At 73.4% G+C, this 18894-nt stretch carries 23 protein-coding genes, 1 pseudogene and 1 riboswitch; of the genes and pseudogenes, 16 read left to right on the forward strand and 8 right to left on the reverse strand.

The window, feature by feature from the left end; genetic code table 11:
* Positions 1-43: 43 nt before the first annotated feature.
* The 3 genes and pseudogenes from ACFV0G_RS02945 to ACFV0G_RS02955 all read left to right on the forward strand — a co-directional run.
* Positions 44-709 (forward strand): annotated as a pseudogene (locus ACFV0G_RS02945) (3-dehydroquinate synthase family protein); the annotation flags it as partial.
* Positions 706-1149 (forward strand): type II 3-dehydroquinate dehydratase, encoded by a 444-nt coding sequence (gene aroQ, locus ACFV0G_RS02950; RefSeq protein WP_380540572.1) that lies wholly within the window; start codon positions 706-708, stop codon positions 1147-1149. The pseudogene ACFV0G_RS02945 and the gene aroQ, both read left to right, overlap by 4 nt.
* 108 nt (positions 1150-1257) lie before the next feature.
* Complete coding sequence (locus tag ACFV0G_RS02955; RefSeq protein ID WP_380540575.1) at positions 1258-2049, forward strand: AAA family ATPase; 792 nt, start codon at positions 1258-1260, stop codon at positions 2047-2049.
* A 130-nt stretch (positions 2050-2179) separates the two neighbouring features.
* Here the strand turns inward: ACFV0G_RS02955 and ACFV0G_RS02960 are convergent, their stop codons facing one another.
* Positions 2180-2590, reverse strand: coding sequence for a LysE family translocator (locus ACFV0G_RS02960; protein ID WP_380540578.1), 411 nt, complete (start codon positions 2588-2590; stop codon positions 2180-2182).
* Between ACFV0G_RS02960 and ACFV0G_RS02965 the strand changes: the two genes are divergently transcribed.
* Positions 2582-3160 (forward strand): CGNR zinc finger domain-containing protein, encoded by a 579-nt coding sequence (locus tag ACFV0G_RS02965; RefSeq protein ID WP_380540581.1) that lies wholly within the window; start codon positions 2582-2584, stop codon positions 3158-3160. The genes ACFV0G_RS02960 and ACFV0G_RS02965 overlap by 9 nt on opposite strands.
* A gap of 5 nt (positions 3161-3165) precedes the next feature.
* On the forward strand, positions 3166-3972 hold the full coding sequence (locus tag ACFV0G_RS02970) for an Fpg/Nei family DNA glycosylase (protein ID WP_380540584.1): 807 nt from the start codon (positions 3166-3168) through the stop codon (positions 3970-3972).
* 31 nt (positions 3973-4003) lie between these two features.
* On the opposite strand, the gene ACFV0G_RS02975 is transcribed toward ACFV0G_RS02970, so the two are convergent.
* Positions 4004-4453 carry a DUF3995 domain-containing protein gene (locus tag ACFV0G_RS02975; RefSeq protein ID WP_380540587.1) on the reverse strand — a complete coding sequence of 150 codons (450 nt, stop codon included), beginning with the start codon at positions 4451-4453 and terminating at the stop codon, positions 4004-4006.
* Between the two features lie 147 nt (positions 4454-4600).
* Here ACFV0G_RS02975 and ACFV0G_RS02980 point away from each other — a divergent pair, with 147 nt between their 5' ends.
* Positions 4601-5107 (forward strand): RNA polymerase sigma factor, encoded by a 507-nt coding sequence (locus ACFV0G_RS02980; RefSeq protein WP_380540590.1) that lies wholly within the window; start codon positions 4601-4603, stop codon positions 5105-5107.
* On the forward strand, positions 5104-5664 hold the full coding sequence (locus tag ACFV0G_RS02985) for an SRPBCC family protein (RefSeq protein ID WP_380540593.1): 561 nt from the start codon (positions 5104-5106) through the stop codon (positions 5662-5664). Before ACFV0G_RS02980 ends, ACFV0G_RS02985 begins: the two co-directional genes overlap by 4 nt.
* Here ACFV0G_RS02985 and ACFV0G_RS02990 read toward each other — a convergent pair.
* Entirely contained in the window at positions 5651-6085 is a 435-nt protein-coding gene (locus ACFV0G_RS02990) for a MarR family winged helix-turn-helix transcriptional regulator (RefSeq protein ID WP_380540596.1), read from the reverse strand. The genes ACFV0G_RS02985 and ACFV0G_RS02990 overlap by 14 nt on opposite strands.
* 102 nt (positions 6086-6187) lie before the next feature.
* On the opposite strand from ACFV0G_RS02990, the gene ACFV0G_RS02995 reads away from it, so the two are divergent.
* Complete coding sequence (locus tag ACFV0G_RS02995; RefSeq protein ID WP_380540599.1) at positions 6188-7117, forward strand: zinc-binding alcohol dehydrogenase family protein; 930 nt, start codon at positions 6188-6190, stop codon at positions 7115-7117.
* Between the two features lie 242 nt (positions 7118-7359).
* Here the strand turns inward: ACFV0G_RS02995 and ACFV0G_RS03000 are convergent, their stop codons facing one another.
* Both ACFV0G_RS03000 and ACFV0G_RS03005 read right to left on the reverse strand, forming a co-directional pair.
* A complete protein-coding gene (locus tag ACFV0G_RS03000) occupies positions 7360-8406 on the reverse strand; it encodes a phosphatidylinositol-specific phospholipase C domain-containing protein (protein WP_380540602.1) in 1047 nt (348 codons plus the stop codon).
* A 233-nt stretch (positions 8407-8639) separates the two neighbouring features.
* Positions 8640-9002: an ArsR/SmtB family transcription factor gene (locus ACFV0G_RS03005; protein ID WP_380540605.1), complete on the reverse strand. Its 363-nt coding sequence runs from the start codon at positions 9000-9002 to the stop codon at positions 8640-8642.
* 256 nt (positions 9003-9258) lie between these two features.
* Positions 9259-9476, forward strand: a riboswitch (cobalamin riboswitch).
* 31 nt (positions 9477-9507) lie between these two features.
* On the opposite strand from ACFV0G_RS03005, the gene ACFV0G_RS03010 reads away from it, so the two are divergent.
* Positions 9508-10620, forward strand: coding sequence for a HoxN/HupN/NixA family nickel/cobalt transporter (locus tag ACFV0G_RS03010; RefSeq protein ID WP_380540608.1), 1113 nt, complete (start codon positions 9508-9510; stop codon positions 10618-10620).
* Between the two features lie 52 nt (positions 10621-10672).
* On the opposite strand, the gene ACFV0G_RS03015 is transcribed toward ACFV0G_RS03010, so the two are convergent.
* Positions 10673-11605 (reverse strand): EamA family transporter, encoded by a 933-nt coding sequence (locus tag ACFV0G_RS03015; protein WP_380540680.1) that lies wholly within the window; start codon positions 11603-11605, stop codon positions 10673-10675.
* Between the two features lie 96 nt (positions 11606-11701).
* Here ACFV0G_RS03015 and ACFV0G_RS03020 point away from each other — a divergent pair, with 96 nt between their 5' ends.
* Both ACFV0G_RS03020 and ACFV0G_RS03025 read left to right on the forward strand, forming a co-directional pair.
* Entirely contained in the window at positions 11702-12277 is a 576-nt protein-coding gene (locus tag ACFV0G_RS03020) for an XRE family transcriptional regulator (protein ID WP_380540611.1), read from the forward strand.
* 321 nt (positions 12278-12598) lie between these two features.
* Entirely contained in the window at positions 12599-13651 is a 1053-nt protein-coding gene (locus ACFV0G_RS03025; protein WP_380540614.1) for a LamG domain-containing protein, read from the forward strand.
* A 193-nt stretch (positions 13652-13844) separates the two neighbouring features.
* Here ACFV0G_RS03025 and ACFV0G_RS03030 read toward each other — a convergent pair whose 3' ends face one another.
* Together ACFV0G_RS03030 and rpmG are read right to left on the reverse strand one after the other, a co-directional pair.
* A complete protein-coding gene (locus ACFV0G_RS03030; RefSeq protein WP_380540617.1) occupies positions 13845-14090 on the reverse strand; it encodes a type B 50S ribosomal protein L31 in 246 nt (81 codons plus the stop codon).
* A gap of 129 nt (positions 14091-14219) precedes the next feature.
* Entirely contained in the window at positions 14220-14384 is a 165-nt protein-coding gene (gene rpmG / locus ACFV0G_RS03035; protein WP_380540620.1) for a 50S ribosomal protein L33, read from the reverse strand.
* A gap of 184 nt (positions 14385-14568) precedes the next feature.
* On the opposite strand from rpmG, the gene ACFV0G_RS03040 reads away from it, so the two are divergent.
* From ACFV0G_RS03040 to ACFV0G_RS03060, 5 genes are all read left to right on the forward strand, one after another.
* Positions 14569-15675 (forward strand): aminopeptidase P family protein, encoded by a 1107-nt coding sequence (locus ACFV0G_RS03040; RefSeq protein WP_380540623.1) that lies wholly within the window; start codon positions 14569-14571, stop codon positions 15673-15675.
* 69 nt (positions 15676-15744) lie between these two features.
* A complete protein-coding gene (gene efp / locus ACFV0G_RS03045) occupies positions 15745-16308 on the forward strand; it encodes an elongation factor P (protein ID WP_380540626.1) in 564 nt (187 codons plus the stop codon).
* 2 nt (positions 16309-16310) lie between these two features.
* On the forward strand, positions 16311-16751 hold the full coding sequence (gene nusB / locus ACFV0G_RS03050; protein WP_380540629.1) for a transcription antitermination factor NusB: 441 nt from the start codon (positions 16311-16313) through the stop codon (positions 16749-16751).
* A 134-nt stretch (positions 16752-16885) separates the two neighbouring features.
* A complete protein-coding gene (locus tag ACFV0G_RS03055; protein WP_380540632.1) occupies positions 16886-17710 on the forward strand; it encodes an acyl-CoA thioesterase in 825 nt (274 codons plus the stop codon).
* Between the two features lie 191 nt (positions 17711-17901).
* Positions 17902-18771, forward strand: a complete 870-nt coding sequence (locus ACFV0G_RS03060; RefSeq protein WP_380540635.1) for a hypothetical protein — start codon at positions 17902-17904, stop codon at positions 18769-18771.
* Positions 18772-18894: the final 123 nt, after the last annotated feature.

Here is an 18894-nt window from a genome sequence, read left to right on the forward strand (position 1 = left end):
TTGAGCTCAAGCAGCCATGACCACCGACACCGTCACCAACCCCGTCGGCGGCAAGACCGGCATCAACATCGCCGAGGGCAAGAACATGGTGGGCGCCTTCCACCCGCCGGCCGGCGTCCTCGCCGACCTGGCGACCCTGGAGACGCTCTCCAAGCACGACTACGTCTCCGGCCTGGCCGAGGTGATCAAGGCCGGTTTCATCGCCGACCCGGTCATCCTGGACCTGGTCGAGGCCGACCCCGAGGGTGCCACCACCCCCGCCGGCCCGCACACCCTGGAGCTCATCCGCCGGGCCATCCAGGTCAAGGCCGACGTCGTCTCCGGCGACCTCAAGGAGGCCGGGCGCCGGGAGATCCTCAACTACGGGCACACGCTCGGCCACGCCATCGAGCGCAACGAGCGCTACAAGTGGCGCCACGGCGCGGCGATCTCGATCGGCATGGTGTTCGCCGCCGAGCTGGGCCGGCTCGCCGGCCGCCTGGACGACGAGACCGCCGACCGCCACCGCGCCGTCCTCGCCTCGGTCGGTCTGCCGCTGACCTACCGGGCCGACGCCTGGCCGAAGCTGCTCGACGCCATGAAGATCGACAAGAAGTCCCGCGGCGACCTGCTGCGCTTCGTCGTCCTCGACGGGCTCGCCAAGACCTCCATCCTGGAGGGCCCGGACCCGTCGCTGCTGGTCGCCGCCTACGCGGAGGTATCAGGATGACCACCAGGGTGCTCGTCCTCAACGGTCCGAACCTCGGCCGCCTCGGCAGCCGAGAGCCGGACGTCTACGGTGCGACCTCCTACACCGGGCTGGTCGAGCGCTGCACCGCACTCGGTGCCGAGCTCGGCCTCGCGGTGGAGGTCCGGGAGACCAACTCCGAACTCCAGATGGTCGAGTGGCTGCACGCGGCCGCCGACGAGCGGACGCCGGTCGTCATCAACCCCGGTGCGTTCACGCACTACTCGTACGCGATGCGGGACGCTGCGGCCCAGCGCACCGCCCCGCTGATCGAGGTGCACATCTCCAACCCGTACGCGCGGGAGTCGTTCCGGCACAACTCGGTGATCGCCGCGATCGCCTCCGGCACCATCGCGGGATTCGGCATCGGCTCGTACGAACTGGCCCTGCGCGCGCTGGCGGAGCAGCTCACCTCGCGCTGACGTCCCTTCGACGCTGCGCGACCGTGCATGACGCATGATCACTTCAGCCCGGTGGCGGACTGTGCCCGCCGCCGGGCTGCCGTGTAGTGTCCCGCTCGGGAGGTGACGATGTCGCAGTACACCGGGGGAGCGGCGCTGCCGCCACGACCCACTGCACCGCCGTACCCGCCGCGCCCCGTCGGGCTGCCGCCGGCCACCGGGGCCCAGTCCCCGTACCCTCAGCAGCCGGCCCGCCGCCCGCACCCGGCGCCCTCCATGTCCGTGCCACCGGGCGCTACCGGGCATTTCGTGTTGCCGACCGGGGCCCCCGTGCAGCTGCCCGCGCACCCGCCGCAGCAGCACGCCCCGACCGGACCGCTCGCTGTCCTGCTGATCGGCCCCGCCGGCGCGGGCAAGACGACCGTCGCCCGGCACTGGGCCGAGCGGCGGCCCACCCCGACTGCGCACATCAGCCTCGACGACGTCCGCGAGTGGGTGCAGTCCGGCTTCGCCAACCCGCAGTCCGGCTGGAACAACGCCTCCGAGGCGCAGTACCGGCTCGCCCGCCGGACCTGCGGCTTCGCCTGTCGCAACTACCTGGCGAACGGCATATCCTGCATCATCGACGACGCCGTCTTCCCTGACCGCCCCGCGATCGGCCTCGGCGGCTGGAAGCGCCACATCGGCCCCGGCATGATCCCGGTCGTGCTGCTCCCCGGGCTCGACTCCGTCCTCGCCCGCAATGCCCGCCGCAGCGGCAACAGGCGACTGAGCGACGAAGAGGTCGCCCGCATCCACGGCAGGATGGCCGGCTGGCGCACCTCCGGACTGCCGATCATCGACAACTCCCAACTGGACGTGGATGCCACCGCGGCAGCGCTGGACCATGCGATCGTCTCCCGGCTGATCGGGCGGCAGTGACGTCCGATCGGGCGGCAGCGACGCCGGGTCGGGCGCCAGCGACGCCGGATCGGGCGGCAGCGACGCCGGGTCGGGCGGCAGTGACGCTGGGTCGGGCGCCAGCGACGCTCTGCCTGTGGTGAAGCCGCGACTACGGTGAAGCGGTGGAGGCGACCGCCCGGACGCCGAGGCCGACCAGCACCAGTCCCGTGACCCGCTCCAACAGCGCACGAAGCCGGGCGCCCCGGGCGTCCTGAACGGCTCGGAGGGCCGGGCCGAGCAGGAAGGTCCAGCCGAGCAGCCAGCTGCCGACCAGGAGGGCGTGGGCGCAGCCGAGCAGGAGGACCTGCGGCGCCATCGGGCGGTGCGGATCCAGGAACTGCGGTAGGAGCGTCAGGTAGAGCGCACCTGCGAGCCGGACGGCTGCGAACGCCTCGGCCGACTGCATGACCAGGGCGGACAGCCCCGCCAGGGCCAGCGTGGCGTGCACGGCCAGCCCGGTGATCGTCCCCAGCACGACGCCTGCGGCCCGGCCGCGCCCGCCCGGGGCGACGTGCCGCACCAGCAGTGCCAGGCTTGCGCCGGGCGTCGCCACCAGCGGGAGGGACGGGTCCTCGCCGCCCCGGACGACACCGCCAACGACGCTGCCCTCGACGAGGTGCTCGCACTGCGCGCAGCCGTGCGTGCCCTTTTCGCCCGGGCGGTGCGCCCCGGGCCGCCGAGCCCGGCCGATGCCCAGCGACTGCTGCCGGACGAGGAGGCTCTGGACCGGCTCAACCGGGCCGCCGGGGCGCGCCCCGTTGCCCCGCGGCTCGACTGGCCCGTCGGCGGCGAGCCGGCGGTACGGCTGCTCGGCCCGGACCCGGGGCCGCTCGGTCGCATCACCGCAGCTCTGGCCCGCGACGCCGCGGAGTTCCTGGCCGGCCCCTTGCGCGAGCAGCTCCGCGCGTGCACAGCGCCGCGCTGTGTGCGCTACTTCGTGAAGGCGCACGGTCGGCAGGAGTACTGCAAGCCGTCCTGCGGCAACCGCGCCCGGGTCGCCCGGCACTACGAGCGGAACCGGCCGGCCGCCAGGGGTGTCGGTGCCGGCTGGGATGATGGACGGAACGCAACAGAGCTGCCGAGGAGCTGACGCCCGTGCCCGAGGGCCACATCATCCACCGTCTCGCCGCCCAGAACCACCGTGCGTTCGGTTCCCGTCCGGTGCGGGTCAGCAGCCCGCAAGGGCGGTTCGCAGACGGCGCGGCTCTGCTCGACGGCCGCACCCTGGACGGGGCGGAGGCCCACGGCAAGCACCTCTTCCTCGGCTTCGGGGAGGACTGGCTGCACATCCACCTCGGCCTCTACGGCGGCTTCACCTTCGCCAAGGGTGAAGCACCCGAGCCGGTCGGCCTCGTCCGGCTCCGGATGGCCAACGAGGAGGGGTACGCGGACCTCCGCGGCCCCAACACCTGTGAGCTCCTGGGGCCGTGGGAGAAGATGGCCGTGCATGCCCGGCTCGGCCCCGACCCGCTCAGGGCGGATGCCGAGCCCGGTGCGGCCTGGCGGCGGGTCTCGCGCAGTTCCACCACGGTCGCGGCCCTTCTGATGGACCAGAAGGTGCTGGCGGGGGTCGGCAACGTGTACCGCGCCGAGGTGCTGTTCCGTCTCGGGATAAACCCGCACCGGGCGGGCCGTGACCTCGGCCGCGCGGAGTGGGACGCCATCTGGTCCGACCTGGTGGCGCTGATGCACGACGGGGTCGGTGCCGGGCGTATCGATACCGTCCGCCCCGAGCACACCCCCGAGGCGATGGGACGCCCGCCGCGGGTCGACGACCACGGCGGTGAGGTGTACGTGTACCGGCGGGCCGGCATGCCCTGCCTGGTGTGCGGAACACCGGTGCGAACCGAGTCGCACGCCGCGCGGAACCTCTTCTGGTGCCCCTCCTGCCAGCAGCGCTGAGCATCTCGCCGGTGCAGGCCGGCCGGGCCGGTCAGTCATGGGCCAGCCACCAGGCTGCGGCTGCCCCGACGACGCAGACCGGTGTGTAGAGCGCCAGGTTGAGCGCATGGAAGGCCGATCCGGGCTCGGTGCCTGCGCCGGTCGCCCAGACCAGCCCGGCTGCGGCCCGCGCGCTCAGACCGGCGGCCACCGCGACGGTCGCCCACCGCGGAACGGCCGCGGGCAGCGGTATCCGGAGGGCGCCGCCGCGGACCAACACCAGCGCGGCGGCGCCGCCGAGGAGTCCGACCAGGGGGAGCAGGACCGGCGGGGTGAACGGCACGTCCGCATTGAGCACGGCCGCGGAGAGGGCGGCGGTGTCGCGGGCCGGCCAGGTGGCCCCAGTGGTCCAGTACAGGTGGCACAGCGCGTCGGCGGCGAGCACGCCGGCCAGGGCGGTGGCGGCACGGCGTCGTACGGGGTGCTGCAGCGTTGCTTCCACGGGGGTCTCCCTCGAGGGAATGTGACGACCTGACGTCCTGAGGAGCGGGCGTCCGTGCGAGACGTTCCTGTGACCTACGTCACATTCACTCGTACGGAACCTTTCGGCACCTCGCAGGCTCTTCTTGGCGACCGGAAGGAGATCGCCGTGGAGACGTCACCCGCTCGCACCGCCGAGCTGGTGCTGGCCGCCCAGCGAGGCGACCGGCTGGCGCTCGGTCGCCTGCTGGAGCTGATCACCCCGTACGTGCGCAGGCTGTGCGGGCCGATCGCGCTCGATGACGGGGCCGACGCCGCTCAGGAGGCGCTGATCGTGGTCTTCCGCAAGCTCCCGCAGTTGCAGGAGCCGGCCGCCCTGTTCGGCTGGGTGCGGGCGATCGCGGTCCGCGAGGCCATACGGCACGTGCGGCGGAACGCCCGGAGCGAGCCGGCGGAGCTCGCCGACGTTCCGGCACCCGGCGATCCGCAGCTGGCCGCGGACATCCACGACGTGCTGACCCGGCTCTCTCCCGAGCACCGTGCGGTGCTGGTGCTGCGGGACATGGAGGGATTGGACGAGCGGCAGACCGCCGAGCTGCTGGGAGTCGCCACAGGCACCGTCAAGTCCCGGCTGTCCCGGGCCCGGCTCGGCTTCCGAAAGGCGTGGCAGTCATGAACGTCGACACAGAGGCGCACTCCGGCGACTGGCCCGTTGCCGAGTTCGACGAGGTCCGTGCGCTGCGGGTGCTGGCGGCGACCGTGCCCGGGGCCGCCGTGCACGAGACCGTGCTGGACTCGCCGCTGGAGGAAGTCTGGGCGGTGGCGGCTGATCTGGCCGGCGCACTCCCGCGCTGGCTGCCGGACATCCGCTCGGTCGAGGTCTCGGCCGAGGGTGACGAGGCCGTCGTGGTCGGTCATTCCCGGCTGCGGGCCCGCTTCGACATCGAGATGCGGCCGGGCTGGTGCCTCATGCAGAGCCGGTTCCTCCTGGGCGGCATGGCGGCCGCCCAGGAGCCGGACGGCACCACCCGCTTCGCCTTCCTCGGCGCCTTCCGGGTCCCTTCGGCCGGTCCGGTCGGGGCGGTGCTCCGGCCGCTGACGAGGCGGTTGGGCCGACGCTCGCTGCGCCGCTTCGAGGCGCTGGTCGCGGGGCGGCGACCGGCTCGACCGGGGGAGCATATGCACGGGGAGGAGCTCCGCGGAGGGGAGGTGCCGCCGGTCAGCGATCGATGACGAGCCGTTCGAGCAGCTTGTTGAGCTGGGCGCGTTCTTCGGGGGAGAGGGTGGCCGTCAGTTCAGCGTTCGCCTGGAGGCCCAACTCCTCGGCCTGTTGCAGGACGGTGCGCCCCTCAGTCGAGAGCGCGATGAGGTTCTTGCGGGCGTCCCGCGGGTCGCGCTCCCGGGTGAGCAGGCCACGGGCCTGGAGCTCGTTCAGCGCGGTGACGATGTCCTTGGGGTCGATCCGCACGGCGCGCGCGAGTTCTGCCTGTGCCAGCGGGCCGTGCTCGGCAATGCCGCAGAGTACGGCGTGCTGGTTCAGGCGCAGGTCGAGTCGGGCGAGATGGTCGGCGACGAGCCGGTGGCCGCGTGACGCTGCTCGGCCGAGCAGCCAGCTCGGCAGGGTCTGGAGGCGGCTGAGGGCGGGATCGGACATGGTCGGAGTCTAGCCGTGAATTCGTTGGACAGCCCAATGAATCCGAGCCTATCGTTGGGGCTGCCAACGAAATCGTTGGCGCTCCCAATGAAAGGAGGTCTCATGCGCAAGGTTGCCTTGTACAGCTATGACGGCCCGGCCGGGCTTCGGATCTCCCGGGTTCCGACTCCCGAGCCCGGCCCCGGCGAGGTCCTCGTTCGAACCGAGGCTGCCGGTGTCACCCTGCCGGTGCTCAAGGTCCTCCGGGGCCATGGCAGCGCGCCGCTCCCGTACGAACCGGGCGGCGACCTGGTCGGGAGGGTCCGCGCCATCGGCCCTGGTGTCACGACCCTACGGGTCGGTGACCGGGTCGGCGGGCTGGCCTTCAGCGGGGCCTACGCCGATGTGGTGGTCGCCCCGGCCGAACTGCTGGCCCCCGTTCCCGAGGGGGTGTCCGCGGCCGATGCCGTCGCTCTGGTGCGCAGTGGGCTGGTGGCCCTGGCGGCGCTGTCGGTGGGCGGGTTGAGGCTGGGCGAGTCGGTGGTGGTCACCGCGGCGGCCGGCGGGGTCGGTCACTTGGCCGTGCAGCTCGCCCGGGCGATGGGGGCGGGCCGAGTGGTGGCGGCCGTCGGCTCCCTGGAGAAAGCCGAGTTCGTGCGCCGACTCGGCGCGGACGAGGTGGTGGTCTATGGCGATCTCGGCGACGTTCCGGCCGTGGATCTGGTGATGGAGGGCGTCGGCGGCCCCACCGCGCAGTCCGCGCAGGACGCACTGGTGCCATTCGGGCGGTTGGTGGTGCTCTCGGGCGCCGGCGGCACGCTGGACGCGGGTGCCCTGCTCAGGGGCGGCCATGTCGCGCTCGGCCTCTCCATGGCGCAGCTCGTCCGCCACCGCCCCGACGCGGTGGAACGCTGGAGGCACGAGTTGTGGGGCCACCTGGCGGCAGGTCGGCTCAGGCCGTCCTGCACAGCGGTGCCGCTGGACCGCGCGGCGGACGCGGTTGCACTGCTGGAGTCCCGCCGCAATCTGGGCAAGGTGCTGCTGACCCCGTAGACCTGAGCCGCTACCGTGCCCGCGCGACGACCGGTCCGCCAGGATGCGCCGCGCCCCTTACGGCGCCGGGCCGACCAGTCGTGTCGACCCCGTGCCTGACGGGTCACGCCACAGCCCGGCCCGGCCACGCCACGCGGCGCCACGCGGCGCCGTGCCTCGGGGCGCGAAGGGCGTGGCGGGCGTGGCGGGCCTGACCGGGACGGTCAGATGCGGAGAGACGTGCGCTGAGCGGGCCGGGTCGCTCAGCCTCGCTGCAGGACGAGCGACTGGACCTCCGGGAGGTGCCGCCAGTCGCTGGAGACGATGCTGGCGTGGGCCGCTGCAAGCTGCGCAGCGCGGGCGCGGGCCTGATCGGCGGTCGGGTCGGTGCTGCTGATGGCGGGGGAGACGTTCTGGGCGTCCGTCATCACGAGCAGATAGTGGCGGCTGTCGTACCAGGAGGTGTCGATCCCGCCGACGTACGCCGACGCGTCACCGTCGAAGACCACGAACCAGGGGCGGATGCTCGTGTCGCTGTACCCGGTCCGCGGGTCGCCCGAGGCGGCGCCGTGCACCACGGGGAAGACCTGGGCCTGCCCGGCCTTCCCGGCGGAGGCCAGGTCGCGGAGGTGGCGGCTGTACTCGACATCGGTGTGGAGGGTGTCGAAGGGGTTGCTCTCCTCGACGGTGCCCGGGATGACGTCGACGAGGACCCGTCCCGCGAGGGCCGCGCGGCTCGGCCAGTTGCCGGCGCGGGCGGCGTCGTCGAGGGTCGCGTACGCGCCGCCGCCGGGCTTGGCGAGCAGGTCGGCGGGGCGGAACACCGCGCTGCCGAGGTGGGTGGCGATCAGGCTGTCGAGCTGGGCCGGGCCCATCCCGCGGTTGGCGGCGAAGCCACCCTTGAGTTCGAGCTTGATGACCAGCGGGCCGCTGCCGGGGTGGGCGCCGAGCCAGACCCGTACGTCGTCGAGGCAGTTCTCGAGGTTCTTGTTGGCGCCGCCGCTGTACAGCTGGGCCGGGCTGCTGGCCGCCGTGCAGTTGTTGGAGTTGCCCAACGGGTTCGAGTGGCTGACCTTCCATTCGGTGGTGATGGTGTCGGTCCAGACATCGAGCTCGATCATGCCGGTACCGGTGTCCAGGCCCTGGGCGAGGTACGGGAAGGCGGCCGGGTCGTACGTGTTGTGCAGCCCGACCGTGGTGGCCGAGCCGAACGGCAGAGCGCCGCCTGTGGCGGCACCGGCGGGCTGACCAGGGATCAGGGTGGCGGCCGCAGCCAGCAGTCCCACGGCGAACGAACGGCGAAGCGTCACGGTGTCTCCTCGGCGGATGCCTGGATCGGCGGTCCGGCCGGACCGCCTCCGGCAGCATGGTGTACCGGGGAGTATTCAAGGTGACATGACAAGAAAAATTGGCTGAAGCTGACACTTCGCAGACCTGATCGAACGTCAGTCTGTCAGTGGCCGAGCGGCCGAGCGGCCGAGCGGCCGACACGTCGTCCGCGTCCGCTCGCCGCGGTGGGCCGGCCGGGACCGGGCTCGTTGCCTCAGTCGCGCTGCCCCAGCACGCCGTGTACGAGGAGTTCGGCGATCGCGGGGTCGGCGAGCCGGTAGCGCACGATCCGGCCGTCGCGTTCGCCGGTCACCGCGCCCGCCGCCCGCAACAGCCGCAACGCCTGCGACACAGCGGGATCGCGCATCCCGGTGGCCACCGCCAGATCGCTCACCGCCAGCGGGCCGGTCCGGTGGAGGGCGAGCAGCAGCGCCAGCCGTCCGGGCTCGGCGAGCAGGGCGAACCGATCGGCCCAGGCCCGGACGTGCGCCGTGTCGCCGATGGCGGCGATCGCCTCGCACACGCGGTGCCCGTCGATGGTGCGATGGCCGGCGCGGTCGGCGGGAACGAGGTGCATGGCCGCATTGTCGCAGGCCTTCGGATCAGTCCTCCGGAGACGGCCTCCCGGGCCGGCCCTCGGCGCTCACTCCCCGAACCGCCCCCCGGCGGACCTTCAGAACGGACCTCCCGCAGCGACCTCCCGCAGCGACCTTCCGCACCGACCTCCCGAACAGACTTCCCGAACAGACCTCCGGGGCCGGCCTTGCGGGGTACGGCCGTGATCTTCGACACCTGCGCAGGTGTGCAGGCTTGCAGCTGGCGAGCCGTCAGCCCTACGGTGGGCTGGCCGTGGTGTTCGGGAAGACCGGTGGCGGACCTTGTGGTCCCAGTCCGGAGCGGCCCTCGCCACTGTGATCGGGGGTGTCCGTACCCACTCGTGCCACGGGACGCGCAGGCGTCCGGGAAGGCCGGGTTCGGATGTCCGTTCCTGCCGTCGGGCCGGTGCGGAGCCCCGTAAGCCAGGAGACCGGCCACGGCATCTCACGACGTCATTCCACGAGGTGCTGGAGCGTGATCCGCAGATGACCCTGCCCGCGACCGGTTCGGTCGAGTCCCCGCCGGCGCCGCTGCCGGGCTTCCGCTGGCAGCGGGAGGACACCCTGCGCACGGCGGGGCTGCTGGCGGTGATCCTCGCCATGCACGTCGCTGCGTTCGGCACGTTGTTCCTGCTGGTCGTTCCGGAGCGGTACGAGGTCGGCAGCCAGGTGTTCGGCGCCGGGCTCGGGATCACCGCGTACACCCTCGGCATGCGGCACGCGTTCGACGCCGACCACATCGCGGTGATCGACAACACCACCCGCAAGCTGATGGCGGACGGCAAGCGGCCGGTCTCGGTGGGATTCTGGTTCGCCCTCGGGCACTCCTCGATGGTGGTGCTGATGGCCGCGCTGGTCGCGGGCGGCGCCCGGCTCGCCGGCGTGCTGATGAACGAGGACTCCACCACCCACCAGGTCCTGGGCACCATCGGGACGACCGCCTCCGGCGTCTTCCTCTATCTGATCGCCGCGCTCAACCTGGCGGCGCTGGCCGGCATCCTGCGGCTCTTCCGGGCGATGCGGGAGGGCCGGTTCGACGAGCAGGAGCTCGAGCGCCGGCTGGCCTCGCGAGGCCTGATGAACCGTGTGCTGGGCCGGGCGACCCGCTCGATCTCCCGGCCGGGCCAGATGTTCCCGGTCGGCATGGTGCTGGGCCTCGGTTTCGACACCGCGACCGAGGTCACCCTGATGGTGATGGCCGGCTCCGGAGCTGCGGCAGGTCTGCCCTGGTACGCGATCGTCTGCCTGCCGCTGCTGTTCGCGGCCGGGATGAGCCTGTTCGACACGCTGGACGGCACCTTCATGAACTTCGCCTACCAGTGGGCCTTCTCCAACCCCGTGCGGAAGGTGTTCTACAACCTCACCATCACCGGTCTGTCGATCGCGGTGGCGTTCGTCATCGGCACGATCGAGCTGGTGGCGGTCCTGCACGACAAGCTCGGCCTGACCGACCCCGTGAGCGGATGGGTGGCCGGGCTCAGCCTGGACAATGTCGGCTTCGTCATCGTCGGCATGTTCGTCGCGGTCTGGGCCGCGGCGATCGCCTACTGGCGGCTCGCCCGGGTCGAACAGCGGTGGGCGGCCAAGCGGACCGGCTGAGCAGCCCTCCGGATCGTCCGCCCGGTGGCCGTCCGGCCGTCAGCGCGGCCGGTCAGCCCGCCGCGAGCAGCAGCGTGCCGAGTACGGCCAGTCCGGCGCCCACCACCTGGAGGCGGCGCAGCCGCTCCTTGAGCAGGCTGCGCGCCATCAGTGCGGTCACCACCGGATAGAGCGAGGCGAGTACCGCCGCCACGGCCGGCGCACCGCCGTGCGAGGCTGCGGCGAATGTGGCGTTGGCGGTGACATCCGCCAGCCCGACCGCAGTCAGCGCCGGCAGGCTGCGGCGCATCGATCCCGGCTCGCCCCGGCCCGTACCCGTACCCGCACCCGCACCCGCACCCGCACCCGCATGCGCGCCCGCATCCCTACCCTCACCTGCGACACGGCCGGCCCCTCGGCCGTTCCCGGCGGTGAGCAGCAGGACGCCGCCGACCGCGACGTTGCAGAGCCGCTGGACGCAGAGCGCGGTCAGCAGACCGCCGTCGGCCGAGGCCTGCGCGATCAGTGCCATTACCGCGCCGAACCCGAAGGCCGCGCCGAGCGTGAGCAGCAGTACGCGGGTGGAGACCGCGGTGCCCCCGCGCTGCGGGCCGCCGGCCAGTGCCACACCGAGGACGGCGATGCCGATCCCGGCGGCCTGCCCGGCACCCGGCCGTTCCCCCAGGGCCAGGCCGACCCCGACCGGGACGGCGACCCCGACGGTGGCGAGCGGTGAGACCACGCCCATCGGGCCGAGCGCCAGCGCCCGGTAGAAGGCGAGCATCGCGAACGGGCCGATCAACCCGGCCGCAACGGCGTACCAGAGCGCGGGCGAGAGCGCGTACGGGCCGCCGCCGAGGACGAGCGCGGTGAGCAGGACGACCGTCGCGGCGGCCTGCGAGGCCACCACCACGGTCGGCGCGGGCAATCGGCGGGTCAGCGAGCCGCCGCCGAAGTCGGCCAGCCCCCAGAGCAGGCTGGCGGAGAGGGCGAGGAGCTGGGACACCACAGTGGACTCCGAAGTACTGTCGGGTGGACTCTTCGTTCGATCCGCAGCGTAGAGCAACAAAGTGAACCTGCCGAATCAATATTTTGGACTGACGTGCCCGATCCCGACCTCATCACCCAGGCGCTCGGCCGCAACATCAAGCGGCTGCGGACCGAGCGCTCGCACACCCTCGACGCCCTGGCCGCCCGGTCCGGCGTCAGCCGCGGCATGATCGTCCAGATCGAGCAGGCCCGGACCAACCCCAGCGTCGGCACGGTCGTGCGGCTCGCCGACGCACTCGGCGTCTCCATCGCGCGACTGCTGGACTACGACGAGACCTCGACCGTGCGGATCGTCCCCGGCGAGGAGGCCGTCCAGTTGTGGTCCGGTCCGTCCGGTGGCCGTGGTGTGCTGCTCAACGGCATCGAGGCGCCCGGCCCGCTGGAGCTCTGGGAGTGGACCGTCCTCCCGGGGGAGGGCCACACCTCCGACCCGCACCCGGTCGGAACCGTCGAGATCGTCCGGGTCGACGAGGGGGCGCTGACGCTCACGCTCGACGGGCGGGAGCACGTCGTTCCGGCCGGCTCCACCGCTTCCTACGAGGCCGGGTACGCGCACGGCTACCGCAACGACGGCGAGGTTCCGCTGCGGTTGACCTTGGTGGTCTCCGTCCCGCCGCCGCCGCGCTGACCACCCGGGCGCTGACCGCCCGGACGATGACCACTCGGTGTCACCATGGCCTGTGCGCAGTCGCGGTGACGCTCCGTCCGTTGCAGTGCGTCACCAGTCGCCGCACCCCCGTCGAACGAGCGGCCGTCCCGCGGGACCGCCGGCACCGGGGCTTCGGGGCTTCGGCTGTGCGTTCGACGGACGGTCAGATGATCTACCATCCCGGGCATGACTGACGGCAGGGAGCAACGGGGGGCCGTACGGCCCGGGTACGTCGAACACGCGGGGCAGCCAGGACCGCCGGGACCGCCGCAGATGTTCGGCGGTCCGCCCATATCGCCAGTGCCACCGCCACTGGTGCCGACCGGGCCGGACTGGCAGGCGCTCGCCGACCGGAACGAGGCCGAGCAGCGCGGCCGCCGCCGTCGGCGGCTCATGGCGGGCGGCGCGGCGCTGGCCGCCGTGGTCGGCGTGGCCGCCGGGACGGCTCTGCTGACCGGCGGGGGCGGGGGCTCGGCCGCACCTGCGGGGGCGGCGGGCAGCGCGCGGGCCGGGGTGCTCGGTGACGACGTGTCCGCGGCTCCGTCCGGTGCGGCATCACCCTCCCCGGGTTCGTCCGGATCGGCCGGGGCCTCACCCTCCGGCTCCGGCTCGGCCGCCGCCTCGGCCTCGGCGCCCGGCTCCGGTGCGGCGAAGCCCTCGCCCTCCCGGGCGCCGGTGACCACGCCGACCGTGCCCGGCCGGCCCGACCTGATCGCCGACCACACCGGCGGCAACGACCTCGCGGTCGGTCCGGACGCGGTGGTCAAGCAGGTGCCTGGCGGCTGGGTGCTGGGCTGCCGCGGCACGGCCGGGTCGTACGCGCAGGCGCCGGGGCGGGTGGTCGACCCGAGCCGCGGGTTCACCGTCTCCGCGTGGGTGGTGAACGACGCGGCCGCCGGCTCGCGGGCCGCGATCAGCCAGGGCGGCGGCTCGGCCTCGTCGTTCGAGCTGGGGCGCGAGGACGTCGGCGGCCGTCGCTCCTGGTCCTTCCGGGTACAGACCGGTCCGGGTGCCGCCGACACCGCCGAGGTCGTCTCGACCGCGGCGAGCGCCTCCGCCACCGGCCGGTTCACCCTGCTCACCGCGGCGTACGACGCCGGGACGCGGACGATCACGCTCTACGTGGACGGCTCGGTGGCCGGCTCCGCGAAGGTCTCCGGGGTGTGGGCCGGGTCGGGCCCGCTGGAGCTGGGCCGCAGCCGTACCGGCGGAGCCTGGGGGCATGCCTGGACGGGCGTCCTCGGGCACGTCCAGGTATGGGACCGGGCTCTGACGGCCGCCGAGGCCGGCCGCATCAAGGGCACCGGCGGCGCCGGGCCGCAGGCGCCCGCCGTCGCGGACTGGCTGGTGTAGCCACACGCGGCCACACACGGCCGAACGCGGCCGAACGCGGCCGAACACGGCTGCGGGCGGTGCCCCTCCCCGGTGAAGGGGAAAGGGGCACCGCCCATCCGTGGTGAGGGCCGCCCGCCGTCGCGGCGGCCACTGCCGACCGAGCGCGTACCGCCCGGCCACTGCCGACCGAGCGCGTACCGCCCGGTCGGGTTCAGCCGAGTCCGTACCGGCGGCGGTACTGCTCGACCCGTCCGGCGCTGTCCAGGATCCGCGAGCGCCCGGTGTAGAAGGGGTGGCTCGCCGACGAGGTCTCGACGTCGACCACCGGGTAGCTCCGGCCGTCCGTCCACTCGACCGTGGTGTCGGAGGTGCGGGTGGAACGGGTGAGGAAGGCGAGGTCGCCGCTGCGGTCGCGGAAGACCACGGGACGGTAGGCGGGGTGGATGGCGGGCTTCATGGAGGGCTCCCTTCGAGGGGGTCGAACGTGCGGGGTCGAACGTGCCGGGTCGAACGTGCGCCGTCGAACCCGCGGGGTCGGACGGGCGGGACTCGGACGATCGGGGTCGGACGGGCGGTCCGCCGGGCGTCAGCGCTCTTCGCGGAACAGCACGTGCTGCTTGGCGACCGGGTCGTACTTGCGCAGCACCATCCGGTCCGGGTCGTTGCGGCGGCTCTTGCGGGTCACGTACGTGTGACCGGTGCCGGCCGTGGACCTCAGCCTGACGATCGGGCGCAGCTCGCTGCGGGCCATGGGGCTCCTCCTCCGGTGCGGATTCCGGCGCGGGTTCCGGTGGTCCGGCCTCCGTCTAACCGAAACGGTTATCGTGTTCGGCTGCTTCAACACAGGGTCCGGCCCGTCCATTCCCGCCCGCGCCACCCCTTCACGGCGGCCTGCTCGACGGGCGACGACCGGCCGTCCTCCGTACGCTCAAGGCATGTCCGATGCGTACGGGGCCCGGCGGGAACGGCTCAGGGAGCACTGCAGTGCGTCCGGGGCCGATGCGGCGCTGATCACTCGCGCCGCCAACGTCCGCTACCTCACCGGCTGCCCGCCGTGCGGTGCCAGCCTGCTGCTCACCCGGGAGCGGGCGCTGCTCGCGGTGCCCGACGACCTGCCGCCGGACGACGCAGGCCAGCACCTGCTGGGCCCCGACGTCGCCCAGCTCGGCGTACCGGCGGAGACCGACACCGCGCTCGCGGCCGCCGACGCCGCCGTCCGGCTGCGCGTCGCCGACCTCGCCGTCGAGGAGCACGACCTCACCGTGAGCCGGCACCGCGCGGTCGGCCGGACGGCCGAGGGCGTCCGGCTCGCCGACCTGGGGGCGGCGGTCGAGCGGATGCGGGTGGTCAAGGACGAGCACGAGATCGCCGACCTGCGGATCGCCGCGGAGATCGCCGACCAGGCGCTGAGCGAACTGCTGGAGTCGATCCTGGTGGGCCGCACCGAGCGGCACCTGGCCATGGAGCTGGAGCGCCGGATGATCGACCACGGCGCGGACCGGGCCGCGTTCCCGGTCTCCGTGGGCACCGGCAGCCATTCCGGCCTGGAGGCCCACCAGCCCACCGACCGCCGGGTGGAGGAGGGCGACTTCCTCACCGTGGTGCTCGGCGCCCGGTACCGCGGCTACGGCGTGTCCACGGCGCGGACCTTCGTCATCGGCGCCGCCCCGGCGCCCTGGCAGGTCGAACTCCACCGGCTGGTCTTCCGGGCCCAGCGGGCCGGACGGGAGGCGCTCGGCCCCGGTGTCGCCGAGTCCGCGCCGGATCTCGCGGCCCGCGAGGTGCTGCAGTCCGCGGGCCACGCAGAGAACCCTGTGCACCCGCTCGGGCACGGCATCGGACTGGAGATCCGGGAGGCGCCGCGCCTGGGCCCCGCCGACATGGGTAAACTGGACAGTCGCGTGCCGGTCACCGTCGGTCCGGGGGTCCACCTCCCGGGGCGTGGCGGGGTCCGGATCGAGGACACGCTCGTCGTGCGCCCCCTTGAGGAGGGCGGGCCCGAGCTGCTCACCATCACCACCAAGGAGCTCCTCGCCCTGTAAGGCCGCCCCGGCGGACGAAGGACGCGACCCCTTGGTTCCTTGACAGCTATATCAGGAGTTAGTGCGCCCGTGGCTTCCACGAACGATCTCAAGAACGGCATGGTCCTCAAGCTGGACGGCGGCAAGCTGTGGTCCGTCGTCGAGTTCCAGCACGTGAAGCCCGGCAAGGGCCCGGCGTTCGTGCGTACCAAGCTCAAGGAGGTCCTGACCGGCAAGGTGGTCGAGAAGACCTTCAACGCCGGCATCAAGGTCGAGACCGCCAACGTCGACAAGCGCACCATGCAGTACTCGTACCGCGACGGCGACGCGTTCATCTTCATGGACATGGACACCTACGACCAGGTGCCGGTCGACTCGGCCACCGTCGGTGACGCCGCCAAGTACCTGCTCGAGGGCTTCGAGGCCCTGGTCGCGCAGAACGAGGGCGTCCCGCTGTACATCGAGCTCCCCGCCGCGGTCGAGCTCGTCATCGCCGAGACCGAGCCGGGCGTGCAGGGCGACCGCTCCACCGGCGGCACCAAGCCGGCCACCCTGGAGACCGGCGCCGAGATCCAGGTCCCGCTCTTCGTCACCACCGGTGAGAAGGTCAAGGTCGACACCCGCGACGGCAGCTACCTCGGCCGGGTCAAGTAATCGTGTCCAACGCGCGTACCAAGGCCCGGACGAGGGCCTTCCAGATCCTCTTCGAGGCCGACCACCGCGGGGTCGACCCGCAGCGCGTGCTCGCCGAGTGGGTGGGCCGGGCGCGTGAGGCGCAGCCGGGTGACACCACACCGCAGGTCGGCGAGTACACCATGCAGCTGATCGAGGGCTACACCGAGCACGCCCGTCGGATCGACGAGCTGATCTCCTCGTACGCCGTCGGCTGGACGCTCGACCGGATGCCGATCGCGGACCGCAACGTGCTGCGGATCGGCGCGTACGAGCTCATCTGGGAGGACGGCGTCCCGGACGCGGTCGTCCTGGACGAGGCCGTCGAGATCGCGAAGGAGTACTCGACCGACGAGTCGCCCGCCTTCGTGAACGGCCTGCTCGCGCGGTTCATGGACCTCAAGCCGACGATCCGTCGCGGCTGAGCCGGCTCCCCGCACCAGGCGGAAGGCCGCCGGACCGAAGGGTCCGGCGGCCTTCGCGCGCTCCGGGTCCGGGCGTAAGCTACTGACCGGTAATGTCTGAGGCCAGCACTGTCCGACGCGAAGGGCGACCACCCATGACCACCGCGACACTGAGCGAGTTCGACCAGGGCATCGCGCTCACCCCGCACGCCGCGGAGCCCGGCCGCTACGACGCCGAGCTCGGCGCCGGGTGGCAGATCGGCGGCGGGGTCAACGGCGGCCTGCTGCTCGCGGTCGCCGGCCACGCCCTGGCGCAGGCCAACGGCGAGCACCGCGACCCGCTCTCCATCAGCGGCTACTACCTCTCCGCCTCACGCCCCGGACCGGCCGCCGTCCGCACCGAGACCGTCCGGCGCGGCCGCACCCTGACCACCGCCACCGCCTCGCTGAGCCAGGACGGCGAGGAGCGGCTGCGCGTGCTCGCCAGCTACGGCGACCTCGGCTCCCTCGACGACGAGGTCGCCACCAGCGCCCAGCCGCCCGTGATGCCGCCGCCGGAGCAGTGCATCGGCGTCGAGCACGCCCCGAAGCAGCTCATCGAGCAGGCCGCCCTGCTGGAGCGCTTCGACCTGCGGCTGGACCCGGCCACCGTCGGCTGGGCGCTCGGGCAGCCGTCCGGGAACGGCCGGATCCAGGGCTGGTTCAGACTCGCCGACGGGCGCGAGCCCGACCCGCTGCTGCTCCTGCTGGTCGCCGACGCCCTGCCGCCGGTCACCTTCGACCTCGGCCGGCCCGGCTGGGCGCCGACCATCGAGCTGACCGTCCACCTGCGCGCCAGGCCCGTGCCGGGCTGGCTCCGCGTCTCGCACGCCACCCGCAACCTGGCCGGCGGCTACTTCGAGGAGGACTGCGAGGTCTGGGACGAGGCCGGCCGCCTGGTCGCCCAGTCCCGTCAGCTGGCCCGCGCCCCGCGGTCCTGACCATCCGGGGTCCCGACCCCGCGGCCGGCCGGGTGCAGGGGCGCGCCCGGCCGGCGATCCGCCCCCCGCTGTCGCTTTCAGTTACAGGCCTGTGACACCCGGTGCGTGTGCGGCCTGCGGGGGTGGGGAGGAAGAGCTGCGACGGACAGCCCGTCGCCGCCCGACTGCCCCCGCCCCCGCAGGAGCCCACGATGCCCCGCAACAGCCGCACCCCCCGGCCCTCCCGCTGCACCGCGCACCCCGCGGCCGCCCGGCCGCGCAGCGAGGAGGCCTTCGTGACGGGCATCCTGACCGGCCCCGAGGACTTCGAGCGGGCCCGGGCCTGGCACGTCACCGACGCGGCCGACTGGGACAGCTACCTGCTGGACACCGCCGTCCTGCTGGCCGAGGCGCGCCGCACCTACGGCACCGTGCAGGCCCGGATGTTCCACCCCGAGGACTTCGCCGACTTCTGCCTGCTGCACCGCCTCGACCCGGCCGAGCCCGCGGCCCGCGACCGGTACCTGGTCAACCCTCCGCTGCAGACCCAGCTGCTGCCCTACCAGGGCGAGGAGCTGTCCGGCGACTTCATCCCGCGCCTGGTCCGGGCCCGCGACAACGGGCTGACGCTGCGCCACATCGACCTGCTGCTGGACGGCGGCCCGGCGGGCGACGACGAGGAGATCGCCCAGGCCGTCCGCCGCGCCCACCAGCAGGGCGCCGAGCTGTTCCGCCGGATGCTGGTGGGGGCCGGCTGCGGCGCATACCGGTTCGTCTGCGCCGTCGAGGCGCCCGGCGGGCGGCTGGAGGCGCAGGCCCGGATCCTGCACTGGGAGGACGGCGTGGTGCGGATCAACGACGAGGACCTCGACCTCGTCTGCGCGGTGCTCTGCGCCGGGCTCTACCGGGAGCTGCCCGGGGCGGCGCTGCTGCACGGCTCGCAGGGCTCGGCCGGCTCGTGCGGCGAGTACCGCCAGGTCGCCTGGGCCTGGCAGAGCGAGGGGCACGGCTACACGCCGGCCGCCGTCCGGCTGGACGACGTCGCGGCCGAGCCGGGCTTCACCCTGGGCACGGTGTGCTGACCGCACCCGGCGGGGGAGCGGCGGCCGGGTACGACCGCGGGGGGGGGGGGGGGCCGGGGGCGCGCGCCCCCCCCCGGGGGGTTTGGGGGGGGGTAGCGGGGGGCCCCCGGGGGGGGCCCGCGC

Source organism: Kitasatospora sp. NPDC059571 (assembly GCF_042735675.1).
Classification (GTDB): domain Bacteria; phylum Actinomycetota; class Actinomycetes; order Streptomycetales; family Streptomycetaceae; genus Kitasatospora.

Coding starts and splice junctions, on each gene's coding strand:
- ACFV0G_RS02955 (WP_380540575.1), top strand. CDS start 1,258: ATGTCGCAGTACACCGGGGGAGCGGCGCTGCCGCCACGACCCACTGCA.
- aroQ (WP_380540572.1), top strand. CDS start 706: ATGACCACCAGGGTGCTCGTCCTCAACGGTCCGAACCTCGGCCGCCTC.
- ACFV0G_RS02990 (WP_380540596.1), bottom strand. CDS start 6,085: ATGTCCGATCCCGCCCTCAGCCGCCTCCAGACCCTGCCGAGCTGGCTG.
- ACFV0G_RS03005 (WP_380540605.1), bottom strand. CDS start 9,002: ATGCACCTCGTTCCCGCCGACCGCGCCGGCCATCGCACCATCGACGGG.
- ACFV0G_RS02995 (WP_380540599.1), top strand. CDS start 6,188: ATGCGCAAGGTTGCCTTGTACAGCTATGACGGCCCGGCCGGGCTTCGG.
- ACFV0G_RS03010 (WP_380540608.1), top strand. CDS start 9,508: ATGACCCTGCCCGCGACCGGTTCGGTCGAGTCCCCGCCGGCGCCGCTG.
- ACFV0G_RS03055 (WP_380540632.1), top strand. CDS start 16,886: ATGACCACCGCGACACTGAGCGAGTTCGACCAGGGCATCGCGCTCACC.
- ACFV0G_RS03030 (WP_380540617.1), bottom strand. CDS start 14,090: ATGAAGCCCGCCATCCACCCCGCCTACCGTCCCGTGGTCTTCCGCGAC.
- rpmG (WP_380540620.1), bottom strand. CDS start 14,384: ATGGCCCGCAGCGAGCTGCGCCCGATCGTCAGGCTGAGGTCCACGGCC.
- ACFV0G_RS03060 (WP_380540635.1), top strand. CDS start 17,902: ATGCCCCGCAACAGCCGCACCCCCCGGCCCTCCCGCTGCACCGCGCAC.
- ACFV0G_RS02985 (WP_380540593.1), top strand. CDS start 5,104: ATGAACGTCGACACAGAGGCGCACTCCGGCGACTGGCCCGTTGCCGAG.
- ACFV0G_RS03040 (WP_380540623.1), top strand. CDS start 14,569: ATGTCCGATGCGTACGGGGCCCGGCGGGAACGGCTCAGGGAGCACTGC.